The sequence below is a fragment of the Blautia ammoniilytica genome (genome assembly GCF_025566965.1).
In the GTDB taxonomy this organism is placed as follows: domain Bacteria; phylum Bacillota; class Clostridia; order Lachnospirales; family Lachnospiraceae; genus Blautia_A; species Blautia_A ammoniilytica.
Genome location: NZ_JAOQJL010000052.1, coordinates 1 through 21,577 on the forward strand (window position 1 = coordinate 1; position 21,577 = coordinate 21,577).

Genomic DNA, 21,577 nt, shown 5'->3' on the forward strand with positions numbered 1-21,577 from the left:
CGCTCCCTCCTTATATTTCTATTATAATGGAAATACGAAAAAAAGCCCAATTCTTTTTTAGAATCAGACTTTTTCAGTGCCCTTGGATTCACAGCCTTTACAGTACCATTAGCAGCAACTGCAACATCTGTATTATCACTGCTCCATGTAAATCCTTTAACATCTGCGGTTGGAACGGTAGTTGACTCTACCAGTTCAGAAAGGTCTTTGCTTGCATTAACTGCACTGTCAAGTGTAAGGTTAATTACATTTGTACCTGGTACTTTCAAAGCTACATTTGCAAGAGCCTTTGGATTCACTTTAACAGTAAAGGTTACATAATAGCCATCAACTGTGGTTGCTGTAATTACAGCAGTACCTGGTTTTAAGCCTGTAACAACACCACCGTCAACCTTTGCAACAGAATCATCATTACTGCTCCAGGTCACGCTTGTGATATCTGCCGGTGCTCCACCCTTAGTCAGTTCAATATAATCTACCAGGCTGGTAGGATATGCTTCCCCTTCAGTTACTTCGATTGATTTCTCAGCTGTAGCTGTATAATCAATCTTAACAGGATCCGGTGTTGTGGAATCTGTGATATGGAAGGTAAAGGTGATCACCTGTCCTTTATACTCAGCTTTCACATTGGTGGTTCCTGTACCGTTAAAGGTAACAACACCATCTGGTCCAACGGATGCGATCTCATCTGCGGATGCAGTATAAGTTACATCTGTATCAAGCTGATCTGTTGTAGTATTCAGAAGCTTCAGGTATGCCTTCAGATCCAGGCTTGTCTGCTCTGCTCTGTCAATATCAAACTCTGTCTGAGACACTTCCATCTTAGGCTCTGCAACAACAGTCACCTTAAATGTTACATAGTAACCATCCTTGGTAGATGCGATCACAGTAGTTTCGCCTGCTTTCACACCTCTCACCATACCATTGGATACGGAAGCAATTGATTCATCCAGGGATGTCCATGTGATGTCTCGGGTGTCACCGCCATTGGTCAGTTCCACTCTGTCACGAAGATTTTCATCGAATACTTTTCCCTCTGCAACCTCTACAGTGGACTCAGCATTTGCTTTAAAGTTGATCTCAACTGGTAACGGAGCTGTGGTATCTTTAATAATGAAGGTAAAGGTAACAGTCTGTCCGTTAAGGTCTGCCTTAACTTCAGCTAATCCTGTCTTCTTAAAAGTAACCTTGCCTCCTGTAACTTCAGCGATCTCATCTGTAGATGTGGTATAAGTCACATCATTCAGTGTATACTCATCTGTTGTTCCCGGCTTTGTCTCCGGATTTGTAATATTCAGATAAGTATTCAGATCTACTGTCTTATTATCTTTCAAATCTACTGCAAAGGCGGTCTGTGTAGCATTCAGCTTCATAGCGTTCTTTACAGTCACTGTGAAGGTTACATAATAACCATCTACCGTTGTTGCAGTGATCACTGCTGTACCGGCTTTCACACCTGTAACAACACCGTTATCAACTTTTGCAACAGAATCATCATTGCTGCTCCAGGTCACATTTGTAAGATCTGTAAAAGCACTGCCCTGTTTTACTTCAATGAAATCACGCAGGTTCTTCTCATAAGCCTGTCCTTCTTTCACTTCAATATTCTGCAGAGCATTTGGTGCATAGTTGATGGTGATCGGATCCGGTGTAGCGGAATTCGTTACATTGAACGTAATGATCACATATGCATCAGTATTCTTGATCTGAGCACGTACATAAGTGGTACCTGTAGCGCCCATAAAGGATACATGTCCTTCAACACCTACTTTAATAATGTTCTCGTTGAAGTCTGAATATACGACATCATCCATCTTTGCATTCTTCACTGTAAGAAGAGGGGCAATGACATAATCCTCAGGATCCAGATTCTTGTCATTCAGATCTACGTTAAAGGTAGATATCTCTGTGGAAATCTGTGCCGGTGCAACTGTAACAGTGTAAGTAGTATAATTGCCATTCGGCAGAGTAGCTGTAATAACAGCTGTACCCTGACTTACTGCAACGATCACACCATCTGTAACTGTAGCAACTGCTTCATTATCAGAAGTCCACACAACGCCTGCACTGCCATGTTCAAGCTTTGTACCATCAAAATCCATCACAGTCAGTGTCTTATCTGCATTAAAAGCATCCCCGATTTCGGAAAGCTGAACATTCTGTCCACCGCTGATGCTTGCACCAGCTTCCTGAACTGCTGAAGTAACATGGAAGATGATGATATCACTTGTTGCTGCGCTTGTCTTCTCCACTGCTGTAACAGTATAATAACCTACCTTACTGAATGTAACTGTGCCCTCGGTAGGATTAACCGCTGCATTTGTCGCATCAGAAGACTGGATATCTACGTCTGTCCAATCAAGATTGGAAAGTGTGAAGTTTGCCTTCAGATTGTAAGTAACAGTCTTGCCGCTGGCAAGAGTGATATTTACTTCTTTCTGTTTCGCAGTAATAGCAGGTTTAGCTGCCGCTTCTCTTGTTACATGGAAGTTAACAGTTACGGACTGGCTTCCTCCCTTGGTTGTAACCGTAGCTTTAACGGTATACTCACCAGCTTCCTTTACCTTCACTGTACCATCGGTAGAATTAATCTCTGCATTTGTTGCATCAGAAGACTGAATATCTACATCTGTCCACTCTGCATCTGTAAGATTCAGAATAGATTTAAGATTGTATACTCTCTCTGTCTCTGTTGCACCAAGCTCAATATCTACATCTGTCTGGTTGGCTGTGATAGTCGGTGCTGCAACGCCCTTCTTCGTAATATGGAAGTTAATGGTAACGCTGCTTGATTCAATATAAGCCCGTACGGTGTATTCGCCGGCCTTCTTGAATGTAGCTGTTCCGTTCAGTTCAACCTTCGCATTTGTCTCATCAGAAGACTCATACTTTACATTTGCAAATAGTCCATTCTCAACGGAAAGGATAGACTTCAGATTGTAGCTTACTTCAGCATCATCTGCAGAATCCAGTTCCAGAGAAACATCTGTCTGGTTTGCTGTGATAATCGGTGCCGGAACACCCTTCTTCGTGATATGGAAGTTGATGGTAACGCTGCTGGATCCAATATAAGCCCGTACTTTGTACTCGCCTGCTTTCTTGAATGTAGCTGTTCCGTCAGCTGCAACGTCAGCATTTGACGCATCAGAAGACTCATATGTTACATTTGAGAAATCTCCATTTTCAACAGAAAGAATAGACCTCAGATTGTATTTTGCTGTTGCGCCATCAATTGCATCCAGTTCCAGAGAAACATCTGTCTGAGATGCAATCAGTTCAGGCTTTGCAGGCTCAATATCCTTAACAGTGATCGCAAGATTAACCTTTTTCTGGTATTTCTTGCCTGTGTCCGGATCATCATAGGTAGCTGTTACCGTAATGGTAGCTGTGCCAGCACCTACACATTGGTATGCACCTTTGTTATCTACTTTTACAACCTTGTCATCAGATGAACTGTACTCAACACCTGCCATCACCGCCTGGTTGCCAAGCAAAGCAGTACCAGCAGCACTGCCGCTCTCACCTACCGTGTGTGTTCTCTGCAACTCATTGATCTCATATGTAAAATCATCTGCGGCGGCGGTCTTCTTGGTTACGTCGAAGATAACTTTCTCTGTCTTGGCCTGACCATTTCCGAGTGCCAAAACAGTAACAACATATTTGCCGGCTTTCTTAAATGTAGCCAGCCCATTTTTCTGACCTACTGTTGCTGCTGAATCATCTGGAGTTTTTCCTGTAGCAGCATCTATGATAGAATACTGTACCCCATTTGTTTCTGCATTCTCTACAGTCACATTACTCTTAAGATCATAAACAGCAATTGCATCTGCCTTTGCATCCAGTTCTACGGATACAGTCGGCTGCTTCACTGTCACGGTAAGCTGCGGTTCTGCATCCTTTGTAACAGTAATGTTCAGGGTCTTTACAACTCTGTAGGTTTTTGGATTATAGGTACTGTTGTCTGTGTACTCAACAGTTGCGGTCACAGCTGCTGTGCCCTCTGCCTTGCACTCATAGAATCCTGTAGACGGATCTACTGCGACCACTGCCGAATTGGATGAAGCATAGGAAATCGCTGTGGGAACAACTACACTGCTTCCTAACACAGCTGTACCGGAAACACTTCCTGTATCTCCAACCTTCAGTGTTTTATCTGTCTCGCTGAGTGTGTAGTTAAAATTCGGATCCGCACTCTGCACATCTACTGATGCTTCCTCGGAAACAACATCCGCTGTCACCTCACTGCCGGATGTAAAGTCTGCTGTCTCAACAGCATCATCCACTGCATCCGCATCAAGTGGTGTGATATCCGCTTCGCTTGTCTTTCCGTCTGAGAACTCTTCTGCTTCTGCTCCATAAACAGTAAGCACATCCATAGGAAGAGAACCTGGAACCATTGCTGTAGACAAAAGGCAGGCCAACGCCCGAGCAGGTATTTTCTTCTTATTTGCCATATCGTTCCTCCTTTTATAAAAATAACCATTTTGACCCTGATGTTATCTAATGAATGTGTGAATACATCCGGGCCTATGATCTTCATCCTAAGTAAATCTTCACAAACCTTCCATAACTGTGCCCGAATCACAGGGCCTGATTCAATACTTTGTCCAAAGATCATAATTGGTCTTTGTATATTATACCATATAATTCCAATCTTTTGGCAAGTCATTCACGTAGAAAAACATGTTTTTCGCGTATTTTTATGGTCCGTATGAGAATTTTTTCTTCAATAATCACATTCCTTCTCTTGCTAGCTCAGTGAATAGTCTTACCAGATGCTCTGTCCGTGAATAGTCTTGCCAGACGTTGTGTCCATGAGTTTGACTGTCCTGCAGATTTTATATATAATTGTAATCATTCACCAGAAAGTATCCTGCGGGGTGTTTTGGTTTCTATAAGGAGGTCCATATATATGCCAGCTTCATTTAAAGATATTCTGAACCAGTACATAGATGCACTGGGCTGTACAGCCAGCCAGCTTTCCCGTTATTCCGGCATCTCCGGTGCTACCATCAGCCGTTACCGTTCCGGTGAGCGCATCCCCTCCCCGGATTCACAGCATTTTGAACTTCTATGCCAGGCAATTTCTCAGCTTGCTGTTGAAAACGGTCAAAGCGATCTTACATTCCAAAAAATTGCAGATTCTTTTTCCACTGCTGCAGATATGAATCCTCAGTTGGAGAACCGGTTTTCCCGTAATTTCCACGCCCTTTTGTCAAGTCTTTCTATCAGCGTATCTGATCTGGCCCGTGCACTGAATTATGACTCATCTTATATTTCCAGAATCAGAAATGGCCAGCGGACGCCTTCCGATCCCCGGCTTTTCGCTGAAGGAACCGCCCATTTTGTAGTAAAACGATATCCGGAAGCCTCCCACCGTACTATGGTTGCCCGCCTTACCGGCTGCGATCCTCAGGAGCTTATGGATGATACTGCATATTTTGAAGTTCTTTCCCAGTGGCTGATACAGGGTGAAAATAAAGAGAAAGACGATCTTTCAGATTTTCTCCGAAAGCTGGATGAATTTGACCTGAACGAGTACATCCGTGTGATTCATTTTGATAAAATGAAAGTACCCTCTGTACCTTTCCAGTTTCCCATTTCAAAATCCTATTACGGTCTGTCTGAAATGATGGACAGCGAACTGGCTTTTCTGAAAACCACAGTTCTTTCCAAATCCATGGAAGCTGTGACCATGTACAGCGACATGCCTATGGAAGAAATGGCAAAAGATCCGGATTTCCCGAAAAAATGGATGTTTGGCATGGCCGTGATGTTAAAGAAAGGACTGCATCTGAATCAGATCCACTGTCTGAACCGTTCCTTTACAGATATGATGCTGGGACTTGAAAGCTGGATCCCCATGTATATGACCGGCCAGATCTCCCCCTACTATCTGAAAACTCCTGCCAACCTTACCTTTTCCCATTTATTGAAGGTATCCGGCAGTGCGGCTCTTTCCGGCGAAGCCATTACAGGTTTTCACGAAAATGGCCGGTATTATCTTACCAATAATAAAGAAGAAGTTGCTTATTATAAAAAAAGAGCAGAGCACCTGTTATCCAAGGCTCTGCCCCTAATGGAAATCTATGGTAAGGATTCCCGTTCTCTTTATCATGCGTTTTTACATTCGGATATTGCTTCTGGCGGCAGCCGGTATGGGATCCTGTCCTCACTGCCTCTTTACACAGCAGATGAAGCCCTGCTTTGCCAGATCATGGATCACAATCAGGTTACCCCTGAAGAACGGACGCAAATCCTGTCTCATGCCAGAGAACAGCTGGAAATGGCACTGCAGATCCTTTCCAGAGATACCATCACAGAGGAGATGCCCCTTCTTACCGAAGAAGAATTCCACAGATCTCCCATGCGGCTTTCTCTGTCAGGTATTTTCTGCGAAAAAGATATTTTCTACAGCTGGGATGACTACCAGAAGCATCTGCTGCTTCTTAAAAAATTCCAGGAATGCCATCCCAATTATACCTGCCGCCTGACCACAGAAACTGCTTTTTCCAATATCCAGATCCAGATCCACAAAGGCAGCTGGGTCATGGTTTCCAAAAACAAAGCTCCTGCCATGCACTTTTTGATCCGTCATCCTAAAATGCTGCATGCATTTGAAAATATGGTCATTCCGATCAGCGATACAGCACAAATGCCTCATAAGGCTTCAGCTGCACCTGCTGCTGATCATACTGACCCGGAAGATTGGAAATAAGGCATTTGCCATTTACAAATTCTTCCGGCAGCTGAATGCTTTGTTCTTTGCCTGAAAAATTGCATACAACCAGAAGCTTCTCCTTCTCCAGTTCCCTGGTATATACGAAAAGATCCGGATCATCAGGGAGAAGCAGCTGGTATTTTCCATATACGATCACCGGATACTCTTTCCGGAGCTGGATCAGTTTTTTGTAATAATAGAACACAGACTGGGGATCCTGAAGCTCTGCTTTGGCATTGATCTCTTTGTAATTAGGATTTACAGGCATCCAGGGCGTTCCTGTGGTAAAACCTGCACTTTGGCTGTCGTCCCATTGTACCGGAGTACGGGCATTATCCCTGCTTATAAAGGTAAGGCATGGCCAGAATATCTCATGGCTTAAGCTTCCGCTTTCACACCATTCCCTGTATGCATTAATGCTTTCAATATCATGAAAATCTGCCGGGGTCTTGAAAGGATAATTGGTCATTCCCAGTTCCTCTCCCTGATATATATACGGCGTTCCCTGCATCATATGAAGGCAGGTAGCCAGCATCTTCGCAGACACTTCTCTGTACTCCTTACTGTCATTGCCATAGCGTGATACTACCCTTGGCTGATCATGATTATCCCAGAAAAGACTGTTCCATGCTTTTCCATAAAGCTGGGTCTGCCATTTTGACAGGATCTGTTTCAGCTCTGTTAATGGCTTGGGTTCATCCGTCCACTTCCCGTATTTGCCTCCGTCCACATGTTCAAACTGAAATACCATATTCAGCTCATGCTCATCTTTGCCAGCATACTTCTGGGCTTCCTCAACAGTAACTCCTGCTGTTTCCCCAACTGTCATAATATCATATCTGGAAAGCACCTTTTCATTCATTTCTTTCAGGTATTTATGCACATTGGGACCATGGATGCAATATTTCCCAAAGTCTCCATACTTACCGCAGTGGGTTTCTCCATCCGGCATCTCCTTTGTCTTGGAAATCATACTGATCACATCCATGCGAAAACCATCGATGCCCTTTTCACACCACCAGTTCATCATATCAAAAACTTCTTTTCGCACCTGGGGATTGTCCCAGTTCAGATCTGGCTGCTTCTTTGAAAAAAGGTGCAGGTAGTACATCTGCCGCTCTTCATCATACTGCCATGCAGAACCCCCGAAAACGGACCCCCAGTTGTTAGGTGGAAGGTTTCCCTCTTTTGCAGGTCTCCAGATATAATAATCATGATAAGGATTGTCTTCTTTCTTACGGCTTTCCACAAACCATTTATGTTCATCAGAGGTATGGTTCACCACCAGATCCATCAGGATCCGGATCCCACGCTTGTGAGCCTCCGTGAGCATTTCATCAAAATCCTCCATCGTTCCAAACTCTGTCATGATCGCCTGGTAATCACTGATGTCATATCCATTATCATCATTTGGGGATTGATAAACCGGTGATAACCAGATCACGCTGATCCCAAGCTGTTGCAGGTAATCCAATCTGGATGTAATCCCTTTGATATCTCCGATCCCATCTCCATTGCTGTCCATAAAGCTTCTGGGATAAATCTGATAAACAACCGCTTCTTTCCACCATGCTTTTTCCATTTATATTCTTTTCCTTTCTGTTTTAGTAATCTTTAAGAATGTCTTTGGATAAGAATCGTACTGCAATTCTCTTAGAATTTCCCGCTGGATCCTCCATGGGTTTTCCCCTGGGAGGAAGTATGTGTAGTGCTGCCGGAATTCTCTTCCTGTCTCTCAATCGGTTTCTTTGTAACTATGCAGTTCACCAGATGATCCTGTCTGGTGGTAAGCCGTATGCTGCCTGGCACCACATAATCCTGTGCACTTACTTTTTGCCTTACAGACGTCAGTTTGCTTTTCTTGATAAGCCCAATGATCAGTGCGATTACCAGACCGATCAGAAGATCTGCCGGTATCCAGAAAAGGCCCGGGGTCTCTTTGGGAAGGTGGTCGGTATCGTATGCCTCTCCTGTTTTCGCCTGTGTCAGGAACTCATCGCAAAGAGAGGTAAAGTCCTCAAATGCTTCGTAATAATCATCATCCTTCAGTTCTGTGGAAATCTGTTCGATGATATACTCCTGTCCTGCATCTGTAAATGCAGTGATTCCAAAGCCGCTGGTACTGATAGCCCAGTTCCTGTCTCCCATATCCAGCAGAAACAGGATACCATCCAGATCTGATCCCTGTCCATATCCCTGCAGGTCATAATAATCATCTGCGTATACAGAGGATTCCTTTCCCTCCAGATCCGGCACCGTAACAATCACTACATCACAGGCCTGCTGTGTACTTACCTCTTCAAGTTTCTTTTCCAGCTCTTCATACTGTTCTTTTTCCAGGATCCCGGCATTATCTACCAGAAGGGCTCCGTGTTCCTGAACCTCTTCTGCATTCACAGGTATAATCTGTGTTGCACTCATAGTGGTGAGAACAGTCACAAGAAATAAAGTTACAGTTCTACAAATTCTTTTTCTCATTGTCTTGTCCCCCCTCCTATAATAGCATCAGCAGCCACATAAGTCCATAAAGGACAGCGCCGATGGCTACGCCTCTGGACAGCACATATTTCCAGAATGCCTGTTTATCAGCCGGCAGATCTCCTACCATCTTTCCTGTCTGTCCATTCATGGCAAAAAGATAGTGTTCCCCATTCCATGTGGTGCTTAAAAGCCATACCGGATATAACACATACATGTACTCTGCATTCAAAATATGTATATCACTGTGCGCCATATTTACAGAAGTATAATGCTCCATATCCTGACTCATGGCTGATTCTGCACTTTTACGGATCCGCTGTGTAACCCGTTCCTGGCTGTCTTTGGCTTCCACATCATACCGGTCTGCAAAGTATCCTGCAAGATAAGCATTCTGAAACGGAACAGCCTCTGCAAAATCAAATGGTTCTATGGATTCCATAAGGGTATTATCCATTTTGCGGGATCCGTCTACCGGTAAATGGGAAAAAGACATATTCCCGCCTCGTTTTACATCATAGGATTTCCGCTCGGTATATTCCATGTCGCCCTGTTCCCATACCCGGATCTTTTCTGCTTTGTAGGAAACATCTGCATGAATATCTGAATCAAAAAGCCAGAAAGGAATGTATACTCCTTTTATTTCATCAATATGATTTTCCCTTGCAAATACAGAAGGCAAAAAGCTTTTTCCCTTCAGATGGTTCTTATAAGATTCCTTTGCTGCCTTTTTATCCAGCTTGAAAGGTATGATGCGGTCCGGCTTCAGATCTCCTGCAAACTGACCTTTTACAACGATTTTATTCCCGCAGAAAGGACAGGAAGATGCTCCTGTAGTCTGTTCTGCAATAATTTCGCCTCCACAGGACTGACACACATAAACCTTCATATCCTGGGTTTCTTCCTGGGACCAGGTTTCGTTACCTGTTGATGTCCACTGAGCGGTTCCCTGGTCTTTTGCATTCTGTCTTTCCCATTCTTCCACACTGATCTGGGTATCGCAGTATGGGCACTTTAACTGCTGTGTCTTGCTGTCAAACTCCATAGCCCCACCGCAGGCCGGGCACTTATATTCCATTACATCACTCATCCGGTTGTCTCCTTTCCCTGTGTTAGTACATCAAAAAGGTCTGCTCTTTCCGCACTCCTGGCAGAATTTCCCTTTATTTACTGTGCCACAGGAGCAGGTCCACTGATCCTGTACAACCGGTCTTGGAGAACCACATTCCGGACAGAATTTCCCGGTTGCAATCGTGCCGCACTGGCACTGCCAGCTTCCTGGCGCAGTCTGCTGTGCACCAGGCATCCCCTGCTGCATCCCTGCCATGTTCTGCTGCGCTCCAGGCATTCCCTGCTGCATCCCTGCCATATATGGCTGTGCCCCAGGCATTCCCTGCTGCATCCCTGCCATATTCTGCTGTGCTCCCATCTGGTAAAGCCCCTGCATATTCATACCGCCTTGTGCAGATGCCATATTCATGCCGGCAAATCCCATCATGGCTCCATTCTGATTAGAAGCAGCCATCTTCATTGCCTCTGCCTGTGCTCCTGCCAATGTGGCTGCTGCCATCGACGGATTTTGTAAAATAGCCATTCTCTGAGCCTGTTTGATCATCTCAGCATCTTCTTCAGGAAGTGTAACCTGATTCATGCCGATTGCTACGATCTTCAAACCGCGCAGTCCCTGCCATTTCTCACTAAGGATCTTATCCATAGCATCTGTCAGTTCCATTAAATGTCCCGGAATCGCATTCGGACGGATCCCCATCTCCGAAATCCTTGCAAAACCAGGCTGTAGTGCTGTAAGGAACTCCGCCTTTAACTGACTGTCCAGTTCCTCTCTTGTGTATTCCTCAGAAACATTGCCGCACACATTTGTATAAAACAGAATGGGGTCAGTGATCCTGTAGGAATATACTCCATTACAACGTACAGACACATCTATATCAAGACCGATATTTCTGTCTACCACCCGAAATGGGATAGGAGAAGGAGTTCCGAAACGGTTATCCATAATCTCCTTTGTATTAAAATAATATACTCTCTGATCTTTCCCTGTATCTCCGCCAAATGCAAATCTCTGTCCGATCTTGTTAAAGGTATTATTCAGGCTTTCTCCCAGATCACCAGAAAAAATACTTGGTTCTGTGGAAGTATCATAGACGAATTCCCCAGGCTGTGCACACACCTCCACTACCTTGCCCTGATCCACAATAAGCATACACTGTCCGTCTGCAACTGCGATCACAGAGCCATTGGAAATAATGTTGTCATCTCCTTTTTTATTGGAAGATCTTTTCCCAGTCCGTTTCCTGCCCTTCATCACAAGAATGTCCCGATCCATAGCTTCACAATAAAAATATTCCTTCCACTGATCTGCCAGCACGCCTCCAACTGCACCTATTCCAGCCTTAAGTAATCCCATACTTCTACCTCCCGTAAAAATGTTATTATTTATTATTTTACCTCATTTCCCTTTTTTTTTCATCACCTATTTGAATGAAATGCATTTTTCCTTAATTTTTTCAAAAAACGCATAAAAAAAGAAAGCAGAACAAATATCTCTGCTTTCCTTTTATGCTGTCACTGCCGGATAAATTCCAGGCTCTGTCTTTTCAGATCTTTTTAGTCCTGTCCTGTCAAATGCTTTTTTCTGTCAGATACTATTTTCTGTCAAGGGTAAACCAGAATTCCACTCCGTTATCAAAATTCACAACTCCATATTTCTGGTTCATGCCTTCCATGATCGCCTTGACAATAGAAAGGCCAATACCACTGCCGCCATATTCCCTGGTGCGGGCTTTATCCACTTTGAAGAACTTATTCCACAGCTTGGGAATATCCTCCTCCGGTATAGGCGTTCCTGTATTAAAGACTGTAACCTTTACTGTACTTTCTTCTTTCAGGATCTTGATCTCTATCTCGTGTTCCCCTTCCAGATGGTTCAGGGCATTGCTTACATAATTGGTAACTACTTCCTCAGTCTTAAACTCATCTGCCCAAACATAAACTGGCTTCTCTTCCTCGAAAATGATCTTTGCCTCTTTTTGCTGGATCATAATATCCATGGTGGACAGAACCCCCTGGATCAAAGCTGTCAGGTCAAAGCGTTCCATCACGATCTCATCCCTGCCGGATTCCAGATGATTCAAGGTAAGAAGATTTTTCACCAGCTTATTCATCTTTGATGCTTCGTCCATGATCACATCACAGTAGAACTCCATGCTTTCCGGATCATCATTGATCCCTTCCTTCAGTCCTTCTGCATACCCCTGTACAAGGGCAATGGGGGTCTTCAGCTCATGAGATACATTATCCAGGAATTCTTTACGCATCTCATCGATCTTAACCTTATCTGCAATATCTTTCTGAAGCTTGTTATTAGCAGATTTAAGCTCTGAAATAGTAGCCTCCAGCTGGCCGGACATCCGGTTGAAATTATCTCCCAGAACATCGATCTCGTTGCCTGCATGGCTTTCATACTTTGCTTCAAAATTCAGATCTGACATTTTTCTTGACAGCTCAGTCAGTTCGCTGATCGGCTTTGTGATCCTTCCTGTTACGAGCCAGATCACAATACCGCTGGCAATAATGATCAGCGCTCCTACAAAGAAATAAAACTTATTGGATATGGCAGCGCTTTCCCGGATACTTTCCAGCGGACTCCGAATCAGGAAATAATTCCCATTATCAAAAACGCCCCAGCATTCTACATAATCCATACCCACAAAACGGTCATGTACCTGTTGTACCACATAGTCGTCAGTGGATTCCAGGATCTTGCTCTTTACTTTGTCATCATCCAGATTGCTTGCATACCCGAAAAACAGCTTGTTTCGCAGCTGATCCTCATTCTCCGGCCAGCAGATATACTTGGTGTTATCGCTGTTGATCAATACCCAGGTAAGATTATTTCTGGAACCTGACTGTGCGATTTGCGAAGGCAATTCCTCTTCTGTACCGTCATCGTGGACCACTTCATCAACATCGATCTGCGCCAGAACCTCTTTGGCTTCCAGCAAAACCTCTTTCTTCCGTGACACATAGTATTTTTCAAGAAAAATTCCATTGATCAACGTAATTGCAAGCACGGACAGTAAAAGAAGCCCTATAAAAGTAAAGGTGATCTGGTGCTTCATAGTGTGCAGTTTTGGAGCTTTTGCGGCTTTTTTATGCTTCCCTGGTGATTTCATTCTCCCACCTCGAACTTATAGCCCATACCCCAAACTGTCTTGATGTATTCCCCTTTCTCACCCATTTTGCTGCGCAGCTTCTTTACATGGGTGTCAATGGTTCTTGCATCTCCAAAATAGTCATAATTCCATACAGAATTCAGGATCTTCTCTCTGGAAAGGGCAATGCCCTGATTCTCCAGAAAGTATGTGAGAAGTTCAAATTCTTTGAAACTTAAATCCATAGCCTTCCCATCTACAGTAGCAAGATGCGCAGCCTTATCAATCACGATCCCGCCTGCTGACAGTACATCCTGCTGGCTGCCCTGCCCTGTACGGCGCAGGATCGCCTCTACCCTTGCCACCAGGATCTTAGGACTGAATGGCTTGGATATATACTCATCCACTCCCAGATCAAAACCCAGAAGCTCGTCTCTTTCATCACTTCTTGCAGTAAGCATGATAATAGGCACTTTGGAATCCTTGCGGATCTCCCTGCACACTTCCCAGCCATCCATCTTCGGCATCATCACGTCCAGGATCACCAATGCAATATCCTTTTCTTTATAAAATATATCCATGGCCTCTTCACCATCACCGGCTTCCAGCACCTGGAAATTCTTCTTTGACAGAAAGTCCTTTACCAGCTTTCTCATACGGCTTTCATCATCCACTACGAGAATCTTAAGTGTATCCATTTATAAACCTCCTTGTTATCCGCCCAAAAAATTATAAATATATAATATAACTGATTTGTGGGCATTTCAAGGCAAGTTTGTGACTTTTGTGTGAAGGGATATGATTGCTATCCACAAGTTTATCGGGGCCACCGTTCCTCTTTTGGTGGCAGCGGTTCATACCGGTTCTTCCCACCCTCCATTTGATACCAATATGCCACGCTGGACACATCATCCTGCCGCTCAAACAATCCATTATGTGACATTCCGATCTGCTGTACAGTTACGCGGATATCTTCCTGGAAATATATGGGATCCGGAATGTGGAACCTGTACATTCCCCGCATGGGAGGACAGTCATCGTTATGATAAGGATGCGTAGTCAGATCATCATGGGCAGAATAATAAGGATATCCAAGAAAAGGAGTGGAATAGGTCTGTTCTTTCATTTTACCAGGTTCCGGGCTTGCAAAACTCCAGGAACCGCCCACATAATCCTCCATTCCGGTGCCACAGATAGTAGGGTAATCCTTATCTCCATCCAAATAAAATTTCACTTCTCCCTCTCCCCACCAATACCGTTCCAGTGTCTGTAGTGCAATATAAGTTCCTACATAAATGCCTTTTCCATGAACCCCGTCCAGAATGGTATAATCCTTCTTTTTACAGGTTACAGGCTCCCGGTTCCATTTTGCATGAAAATAAAATACTGGATCCGGCAGAGAATCATACAAACAGTAATCAATCTGGTAAAAAAAGGCTGGCACAGGATTTTTATGTTGGCTGATCAAGCGGATCTGTGCTCTTTTCCTGAATGGCATAGAAAAATAGCAGTTCAGTCCACGAGACGGCACTACTGCGATGGGATAAGAATTTACCATACATTCTTTTCCAAAGCCACAGCAGAAGAAATCCCCCAATGGTACCTCTACAGCTGGATATTCTTCCTCATCCCAGATCATCTGAAGTATCAGGTCCCGAAGCACAAAACAGTCACCCTGAGAGGTTTTGTTATCTACTGTAATCCAAATATGATTAATTACCCCACACCCATGTATATCTGCCAGAACTGTAGTACTGCCTGGTGCAATATCAGTAAGGCATGGATGACCTTTTCGGCCTTTGCCCAGGCTTCCCGATGCCATTCCTCCTTTACCTTTTTCTCCCGTAGGATTTTCCCCATTAATGGCACGGGAACTGCCAAACTTCCCATAAGGAAAAATATTCCCAAATAAATTCATCAGCGCCTCCTGTCATCAGAACACATATCTGACAATCCAATTCTTTGGTTGCAATCTTTTGTTCTGTTATCTGATTTCGTTCTGTTATCTGATTTCGTTCTGTTATCTGATTTCGTTCTGTTCTTCCCCTTCGTACATTTCAAACTGCTGTACCTGCACGCTTCCGTATTCTGCAAAAACTCCTGCATTACCAGGTGTAAAACCATAACATCTTCCACAAAGGGCCACATCATCAACATAAGCTGCCACAATATCATTAGATGTAAGAATGAAAATCTGTACAGTTCTGTCTTCTTTAAAATGAACAGGGCGGGTTTCTTCAAAAAACTGATCCTTTTCTGTTTTCCCGGATCTTTCCAGTACCATTCGGTCATGCCCCAGTTCCAGACGCAGCTGGCACCATTGATTCATTTTATCTCCTGAGACATGGAACATGATTCCAACTGCATGAGTTCCTTCTGTCCATTGCAATCTGGCTTTTATCAGACATACATTTTTCATTGCCCCCAGCTGTATCCAGCCAAAACCATCCTTGGAAACTCCTTCTGTCAGCAAATCTGCTGTTCCTGTTTTTGAACTGCATTTCCAAAATCCAGATTTAGGAATCTGTTCCAGACTTATTCTTTTAGAAAAAGACTGAAGGATCGTATCCGGTATTTTTACACCAAGTTCTCCATTTTCTCTTGGAACCAACTGATGGACGATCACATTTCCGCCCCATACGTACCTGCCATCATTGGTACAGTCCTTCCGGATAGACTGCCATCCCACCAGATATCGGTTGATCCCGTCAGAAACTGTTTTTGCAGCATAGAAATCCCTGCCGTCAAATTTTTCATCCCAGAGAGGCGGTACCCATGGACCTTTAAAAGAATCAGCCATTTTATATTTTGTTTCCCATTGTTTTTCATAGGAGGAATACGTCAGATACCATCTTCCATTCATCTGAAAAACGTCCTGGCATTCCAAAGTGGGATCTATCCGCGGCGAACAGATGGTATCATAATATTTCCAGCTTCGTATATCCTCTGAAACATATACTGCGGTACAGCCGCTGCGATTCTTATCCCCATCCTTTTCACAGGCAGTAACCAGCATACAATACTTACCAAGAACAGGGTTCCAGAATACATGGGGATCTCTCCAATGTCTGCCTGCAAAATGCTCCTCATCCGGGTAGAATATGTAATCCCTGTCTTTTTCCCATATCTGCAGATCCCAGCTTACAGCCCGAAGGATTGCCTGCTCATATTTGCCTGCTTTTCCTCTGTTTCCTTCGCAAAATCCGGTATAATAAAAATAATATTTTTCCCCATCCCAGCACACACTGCCTGTTGCAGCATGCCAGTCCTGCTCCTGTGGTGTTCCATTTTGAAGCACCAGTCTGAAATGGTCATAATGCACAAAATCTTTTGTCTCTATTGCATAAATGCAATACTTATAAAGATAAAGAAATGTATACACTCCGTCTTTGTAAAAAGGCATCAAATCCCCACACATTTCCCCATGAGGCATTCCTTCATACTGATATTCCGGTGTATAAAAAATGTAATTACATCCTGTCATAATCTCCTCACAATCTCAGCCTTTTACTGCTCCTGCCACAACGCCTTCAATAATATGTTTCTGCAAAATAAAGTACAAAATCAGAATCGGTATCACTGACATAACCATTCCTGCCATCATCAATCCATAATCTGACGAAAAATCCCCATGGAAGGACTGGGCTGCAATAGGAAGCGTGTACAATTCCTTTTTTACCAGCACCAGGCTTGGAAGCAGATAGTCATTCCAGATTGCCAGCGAATCAATGATCACCAAAGTGACCACCGTAGGTTTTAATAGGGGCAGTACCACAGACCTGTAAATCTTCATTCTGGAAGCGCCATCAATCTTAGCAGCCTCTTCCAATTCCAATGGGATAGAGCTTACAATAGCACCATGAAACATAAAGGTTCCCATACTGACCCCAAATCCTACATGCATGCAGATTAGCGTAAGCCGGCTGTTCAGCACATGAAGCACTGATCCATACACCGAAACAATAGGAATCATCAATACCTGAAAAGGGATCACCATAGACAGGATCATCAGGGAAAAGAACAGCTTATTGATCTTCCATTTACACCTTGCAAACAGATAGGCTGTCATGCTGGAAAATAGAACGATTAAAAGCACACTGACTACCGTGATCAGCAGGGAATTAAGAAAAACATTCCAGAAATCCATTCTTTTCAAAGCAAGAAGATAATTTTCCGGACAAAAGCCTTCTTCACCAATAAGCGACAGCGGATTCTTAACCACATCTCTTTTGCTTTTGAAGGAATTGATCAGCACCAGGAAAAAGGGAAATATGTAAACCAGCAATAAAACAGTAAGCAGAAAAGAACTTTTCCCGTATGTTTTTTTCTTTCTCATGCCTGAACCTCCTTCTTCTTTGTAAAATAGATCTGCATCAACGAAACAAAAGCACAAACCACGAACAGCAGAATGGCTTCTGTCTGTCCCAGGCCATAGTTTTTCTCTGAAAAAGCTTTTCTGTAAACATACATGGAGGCCATTACTGTTGAACCAAAGGGATTTCCTTCTGTCAATGAAAAGTTCAGGTCATATGTCATGAAGCATCTGGTAATTGTAAGGAAAATACAGATAATAAATGAAGAAATCATCATTGGCATAACGATATATTTCCTGCAGGCTTTTTCATCACAGCCGTCAATTTTTCCGGCTTCCAGCAGTTCTTTGGGTACGTTCATCAGACCGGCAATATAGATCAGCATCATATAACCGGAATACTGCCACACAGTTACCAGGATCAGTGCAGCCATGGCCAGCTTTGTGTCAGACAGCCAGGACTTTGAAAGGAATCCAATATCCAGGGATTTGCCAAAAGCCACCAACACCCTTCCAAAAATAAACTGCCAGATATACCCCAGGACAACTCCTCCGATCAGATTTGGGGTAAAAAAGGATGCACGGTAAAAATTCTGGAAACGTACTCCCTTCGTCACCAGCCTTGCCAAATGAAATGCTATGTAATTTACAAGAAGCACCGCAATTCCTGTAAAAATAATGGTTAATAGAAGGGACTGCCAGAATTTCACATCCCCAAAAGCCTTTATATAATTTTCCAGTCCCACTATGTTCTTTTCTCTGGAAATCCCATTCCAATCCGTGAACGTTAGATAAACGCCGTAAACAAGCGGAACCAGGATCGTCATCACAAAAAAGAATAGCGATGGTCCGGCAAATACGAGAAATGTACCTGTATTCTTTATCTTTGTCCTGCTTTTTTTAGATATACTCATGCTGCTCTCCTATGTTTGTCTTTCATTTATTCCTATAAATCCTGCATCTTAAGATCCTGTATTCCAGGGGGCCGACACTTGTTTCAAAAGAGATGCTGTATAATCCCGGCACCAGACTTTCATCTATATATGCACAAGATCTGTACAGCATCTCTTTCTCAGGGTTCAACCAGGATTCTTAAGTTCTCTGGCTGCCCCTGGCATTATCATTCATGATTTTTCCAGTAATCGCTGACTTCGGAAATCAATTCATCACGATCCATGTCACCGGAGATATATTTCTGAAGAATAGCACCAACTACTGTATTATGATCACTTGGCATTGCCTGATACCAATATACAGAAGATCCATTCTTTACAAAGGATGCAACAGATGCACTTAATGCAGCCTCAGGCTCCTGTGTATTATTGGAAAATGCAGTAATCAGAGAACATGTATTTACCATGAATTTCTGGCCATAATCGCTGTATACCAGCCAGTTCAGAAATTCAAGAGCTGCCTTCTGCTCATCTTCAGAAGAATATGCTGCGTCAACTGCGAGCATCTTGGTAGCTCCGCTGACCAGATTATGGGCATTCACCTCATCCTTGGTATCCATCGGGTATGGCATAATTCCCACATTATCTGTAAGTTCGCTTACATCTGTGGCCCAGCTTCCATTTGGCCAGAATGCAACGGTTCCTTCTTTCAGATACTCATCATTCATATCATAGGTTGCAGAAAGAGGATCATCTTTGTTGATGTTATACTCCATATATACATCGATCAGATCCATTAATGCATTAAAGTCCTCATCATTCGCCAGATCTTCTTCTCCCTTTTTCAGTCCGTCTACAAAAGCCAAAGATGCTTCTTCACTTCCATCTTCTCTTGCACAATAAGCCTGTCCAAATACATGGCTTGCCAGTGACCAGTCATCCTGGTTCAGTGCAACCGGACTTTCCATGCCGCCTTCTACCAGTTTGTCCAAAAGACCTTTAAAAGCTTCCAGATTGCTATAGTCTTCCCAGTTAAATGTTTCTCCTGTAATCTTCTCGATGGCATCCGCATTATAGATCAGCCCCATAGCTTCAATTACAAATGGGAATCCATATACTTTTCCATCCAGAGTCAGACCATACTGGGATCCTCCGTCTCCAATCCATTTCTCTCCGCTAAGATCATACAGATATTCCTGATAATCTGCCACATCCGGATAATCCATCATCATAATGGTGTACGGCTCCCCTGCTGCATACTTCTCGGTAATATGGTTCTCTTCCGTATTGGTATAGAATTCCACCTCAATACCTGTTTCTTCTTTAAATGCAGCTCCCATATCTTCCAGGTAATCCTGGATCTCTGTTTTAGTATTCAGGAATGTGATCTTTGTCCCTGAAAGATCTGATTCCTGTGCCATTACTGTGCCAGCCGGAGCCACCATTGAACCAGCCATGCATCCTGCCATTAAAAGTGCAATTGCCTTTTTACTCATTTGCTTTCCTCCTTGTTTTCATTTCTTTACATTTTTTTGATAGGTTTATATTAACATATTTATCATTTATAGTCAATTATCTTTTCTTTTTTTTACATCGTTTCGTAAATTATGTATAGTTATCTTTATACTATTTGTCTTAAATCACAATATTTAGTAATACATTTTTTACTTTTTCATTTTATGTATTTACATTTTTAACATTTTACGCTATACTGAATTATAGAAAGAACCCTATATTCAGGAGATGTGAGATGAATAAGAAAAAAACAACCATACAGGACATTGCAGATTCCCTGGGTTTTTCCAGAGTCACTGTATCTAAAGCTCTGAATAACTCTGGTGATGTGTCCCAAAAGACAAAAGAAATCATTCTGAACCGTGCAAAACTGATGAATTATAAGGCCTTCCGGTCAGACACGATTCCTGAGGCAGTCAAAGAAGAAGCATTGCCTGGGCAAAGCGGCAATATTGCCTTATTTTTACATATGATACCGGATAGCTTCCATATGGCCTCCTATTTCATGATGTCGTTAGAACAGGCACTTGGAAAGATCGGCTATTCTCTGTCCCTTCATCTGATCACAGACTGTGAGCTTGCTAACCATACATTACCAGCTAGTTTCCACATCCAGAATACAGATGCTATCCTTGCACTGGAGATTTTTGACCGGGATTACTGTGAATTTCTATGCACCCTGAAAAAGCCTGTGCTTTTCTCAGACATATACAGTTCCTTTACCCAGGGAGACCTACCTGCAGATATTCTGGTAGCAGACAATTATACTGCTTCCGTAAAGCTGTATTCTTCTGTAATCGAAGAACGCAAGCCAAGCACTATAGGATTTCTGGGTGATCCGAATTACTGCCTCAGCTTTTATGACCGGTTTAAAGGCTTTCTGAACGTGGCACAGACCTACGGTTTTCTATCTACTTACAAAGAACACTCCATTATCTCTGATAATAAAAACTTCCAGGATGACCTGTGGATGCAGGATCGCTTTAAGGCCCTGGAGCTTCCAAGCCTGCTTGTCTGTGCCAATGATATCCTGGCTATGAAAGCACTCACCTGTCTGGAGCGGTTGAATATCAAGGTACCGGAGGATGTGATGGTCTGCGGATATGACGGAACCCCTACCATTTCCTCCTTGTATCCATCCCTTACCACCATCATTGCCCCCAGTGAAGAAATGGGGATCATGGCTGCTGAGATTCTCAGCCACAAGATCAAGAATCCACAGCTTCCCAACATGATCATTACCATGAACTCCAAGATCAAGAAGAACCGGACTACCGGGAATTATGAAAGGTAATTGTTATTTCTTGCATATAAAAGGGGTTGTCGGGAAATAGACAGTTCTAAGAGAGGGAGGGTGTGACTCATACCAAGTCACACCCTCCCCAAATTTTTATCATAAAAAGAAAAAAAGATGGCTAACGACAACCATCTTTCTCTCCGTTACATGTTATAATGTAACTATGCTAACAACTAATTATTATAACGA

Annotated in this window: 14 protein-coding genes; 2 read left to right on the top strand and 12 right to left on the bottom strand. The window is 43.2% G+C overall.

The window, feature by feature from the left end; translation table 11 throughout:
- Positions 1 to 4,454 (bottom strand): Ig-like domain-containing protein (locus tag OCV61_RS17250; RefSeq protein WP_158422802.1); only part of this gene is annotated, 4,454 nt, incomplete at its 3' end.
- 458 nt (positions 4,455 to 4,912) lie between these two features.
- Here OCV61_RS17250 and OCV61_RS17255 point away from each other — a divergent pair.
- Entirely contained in the window at positions 4,913 to 6,718 is a 1,806-nt protein-coding gene (locus OCV61_RS17255; RefSeq protein WP_158422803.1) for a helix-turn-helix domain-containing protein, read from the top strand.
- Here OCV61_RS17255 and OCV61_RS17260 read toward each other — a convergent pair.
- The 11 genes from OCV61_RS17260 to OCV61_RS17310 all read right to left on the bottom strand — a co-directional run bounded on the left by OCV61_RS17260 (position 6,639) and on the right by OCV61_RS17310 (position 20,072).
- The gene (locus OCV61_RS17260; RefSeq protein ID WP_158422804.1) at positions 6,639 to 8,303 is read right to left on the bottom strand and encodes a glycoside hydrolase family 13 protein; all 1,665 of its coding nucleotides are present in this window, start codon (positions 8,301 to 8,303) and stop codon (positions 6,639 to 6,641) included. The two genes, OCV61_RS17255 and OCV61_RS17260, sit on opposite strands and share 80 nt — an antisense overlap.
- Before the next feature lie 71 nt (positions 8,304 to 8,374).
- Positions 8,375 to 9,199 (bottom strand): TPM domain-containing protein, encoded by an 825-nt coding sequence (locus tag OCV61_RS17265; RefSeq protein ID WP_158422805.1) that lies wholly within the window; start codon positions 9,197 to 9,199, stop codon positions 8,375 to 8,377.
- 16 nt (positions 9,200 to 9,215) lie between these two features.
- The gene (locus OCV61_RS17270) at positions 9,216 to 10,289 is read right to left on the bottom strand and encodes a TFIIB-type zinc ribbon-containing protein (protein ID WP_158422806.1); all 1,074 of its coding nucleotides are present in this window, start codon (positions 10,287 to 10,289) and stop codon (positions 9,216 to 9,218) included.
- A gap of 30 nt (positions 10,290 to 10,319) precedes the next feature.
- Positions 10,320 to 11,624 carry an SPFH domain-containing protein gene (locus OCV61_RS17275; protein WP_158422807.1) on the bottom strand — a complete coding sequence of 435 codons (1,305 nt, stop codon included), beginning with the start codon at positions 11,622 to 11,624 and terminating at the stop codon, positions 10,320 to 10,322.
- 238 nt (positions 11,625 to 11,862) lie between these two features.
- The gene (locus OCV61_RS17280) at positions 11,863 to 13,392 is read right to left on the bottom strand and encodes a sensor histidine kinase (protein WP_262583316.1); all 1,530 of its coding nucleotides are present in this window, start codon (positions 13,390 to 13,392) and stop codon (positions 11,863 to 11,865) included.
- Positions 13,389 to 14,069 carry a response regulator transcription factor gene (locus tag OCV61_RS17285; RefSeq protein ID WP_158422808.1) on the bottom strand — a complete coding sequence of 227 codons (681 nt, stop codon included), beginning with the start codon at positions 14,067 to 14,069 and terminating at the stop codon, positions 13,389 to 13,391. Before OCV61_RS17285 ends, OCV61_RS17280 begins: the two co-directional genes overlap by 4 nt.
- Positions 14,070 to 14,188: 119 nt before the next feature.
- Positions 14,189 to 15,292 (bottom strand): glycoside hydrolase family 172 protein, encoded by a 1,104-nt coding sequence (locus OCV61_RS17290; RefSeq protein WP_416797838.1) that lies wholly within the window; start codon positions 15,290 to 15,292, stop codon positions 14,189 to 14,191.
- A 99-nt stretch (positions 15,293 to 15,391) separates the two neighbouring features.
- A complete protein-coding gene (locus OCV61_RS17295) occupies positions 15,392 to 16,855 on the bottom strand; it encodes a glycoside hydrolase family protein (RefSeq protein ID WP_158422810.1) in 1,464 nt (487 codons plus the stop codon).
- 15 nt (positions 16,856 to 16,870) lie between these two features.
- The gene (locus tag OCV61_RS17300) at positions 16,871 to 17,707 is read right to left on the bottom strand and encodes a carbohydrate ABC transporter permease (protein WP_158422811.1); all 837 of its coding nucleotides are present in this window, start codon (positions 17,705 to 17,707) and stop codon (positions 16,871 to 16,873) included.
- Complete coding sequence (locus OCV61_RS17305; protein ID WP_158422812.1) at positions 17,704 to 18,597, bottom strand: carbohydrate ABC transporter permease; 894 nt, start codon at positions 18,595 to 18,597, stop codon at positions 17,704 to 17,706. Before OCV61_RS17305 ends, OCV61_RS17300 begins: the two co-directional genes overlap by 4 nt.
- A 206-nt stretch (positions 18,598 to 18,803) precedes the next feature.
- Complete coding sequence (locus tag OCV61_RS17310) at positions 18,804 to 20,072, bottom strand: ABC transporter substrate-binding protein (protein WP_158422813.1); 1,269 nt, start codon at positions 20,070 to 20,072, stop codon at positions 18,804 to 18,806.
- Positions 20,073 to 20,326: 254 nt separating this feature from the next.
- Between OCV61_RS17310 and OCV61_RS17315 the strand changes: the two genes are divergently transcribed.
- On the top strand, positions 20,327 to 21,385 hold the full coding sequence (locus OCV61_RS17315) for a LacI family DNA-binding transcriptional regulator (protein ID WP_158422814.1): 1,059 nt from the start codon (positions 20,327 to 20,329) through the stop codon (positions 21,383 to 21,385).
- Positions 21,386 to 21,577: the final 192 nt, after the last annotated feature.

Coding starts and splice junctions, on each gene's coding strand:
- OCV61_RS17255 (WP_158422803.1), top strand. CDS start 4,913: ATGCCAGCTTCATTTAAAGATATTCTGAACCAGTACATAGATGCACTG.
- OCV61_RS17260 (WP_158422804.1), bottom strand. CDS start 8,303: ATGGAAAAAGCATGGTGGAAAGAAGCGGTTGTTTATCAGATTTATCCC.
- OCV61_RS17265 (WP_158422805.1), bottom strand. CDS start 9,199: ATGAGAAAAAGAATTTGTAGAACTGTAACTTTATTTCTTGTGACTGTT.
- OCV61_RS17270 (WP_158422806.1), bottom strand. CDS start 10,289: ATGAGTGATGTAATGGAATATAAGTGCCCGGCCTGCGGTGGGGCTATG.
- OCV61_RS17275 (WP_158422807.1), bottom strand. CDS start 11,624: ATGGGATTACTTAAGGCTGGAATAGGTGCAGTTGGAGGCGTGCTGGCA.
- OCV61_RS17280 (WP_262583316.1), bottom strand. CDS start 13,392: ATGAAATCACCAGGGAAGCATAAAAAAGCCGCAAAAGCTCCAAAACTG.
- OCV61_RS17285 (WP_158422808.1), bottom strand. CDS start 14,069: ATGGATACACTTAAGATTCTCGTAGTGGATGATGAAAGCCGTATGAGA.
- OCV61_RS17295 (WP_158422810.1), bottom strand. CDS start 16,855: ATGACAGGATGTAATTACATTTTTTATACACCGGAATATCAGTATGAA.
- OCV61_RS17300 (WP_158422811.1), bottom strand. CDS start 17,707: ATGAGAAAGAAAAAAACATACGGGAAAAGTTCTTTTCTGCTTACTGTT.
- OCV61_RS17305 (WP_158422812.1), bottom strand. CDS start 18,597: ATGAGTATATCTAAAAAAAGCAGGACAAAGATAAAGAATACAGGTACA.
- OCV61_RS17310 (WP_158422813.1), bottom strand. CDS start 20,072: ATGAGTAAAAAGGCAATTGCACTTTTAATGGCAGGATGCATGGCTGGT.
- OCV61_RS17315 (WP_158422814.1), top strand. CDS start 20,327: ATGAATAAGAAAAAAACAACCATACAGGACATTGCAGATTCCCTGGGT.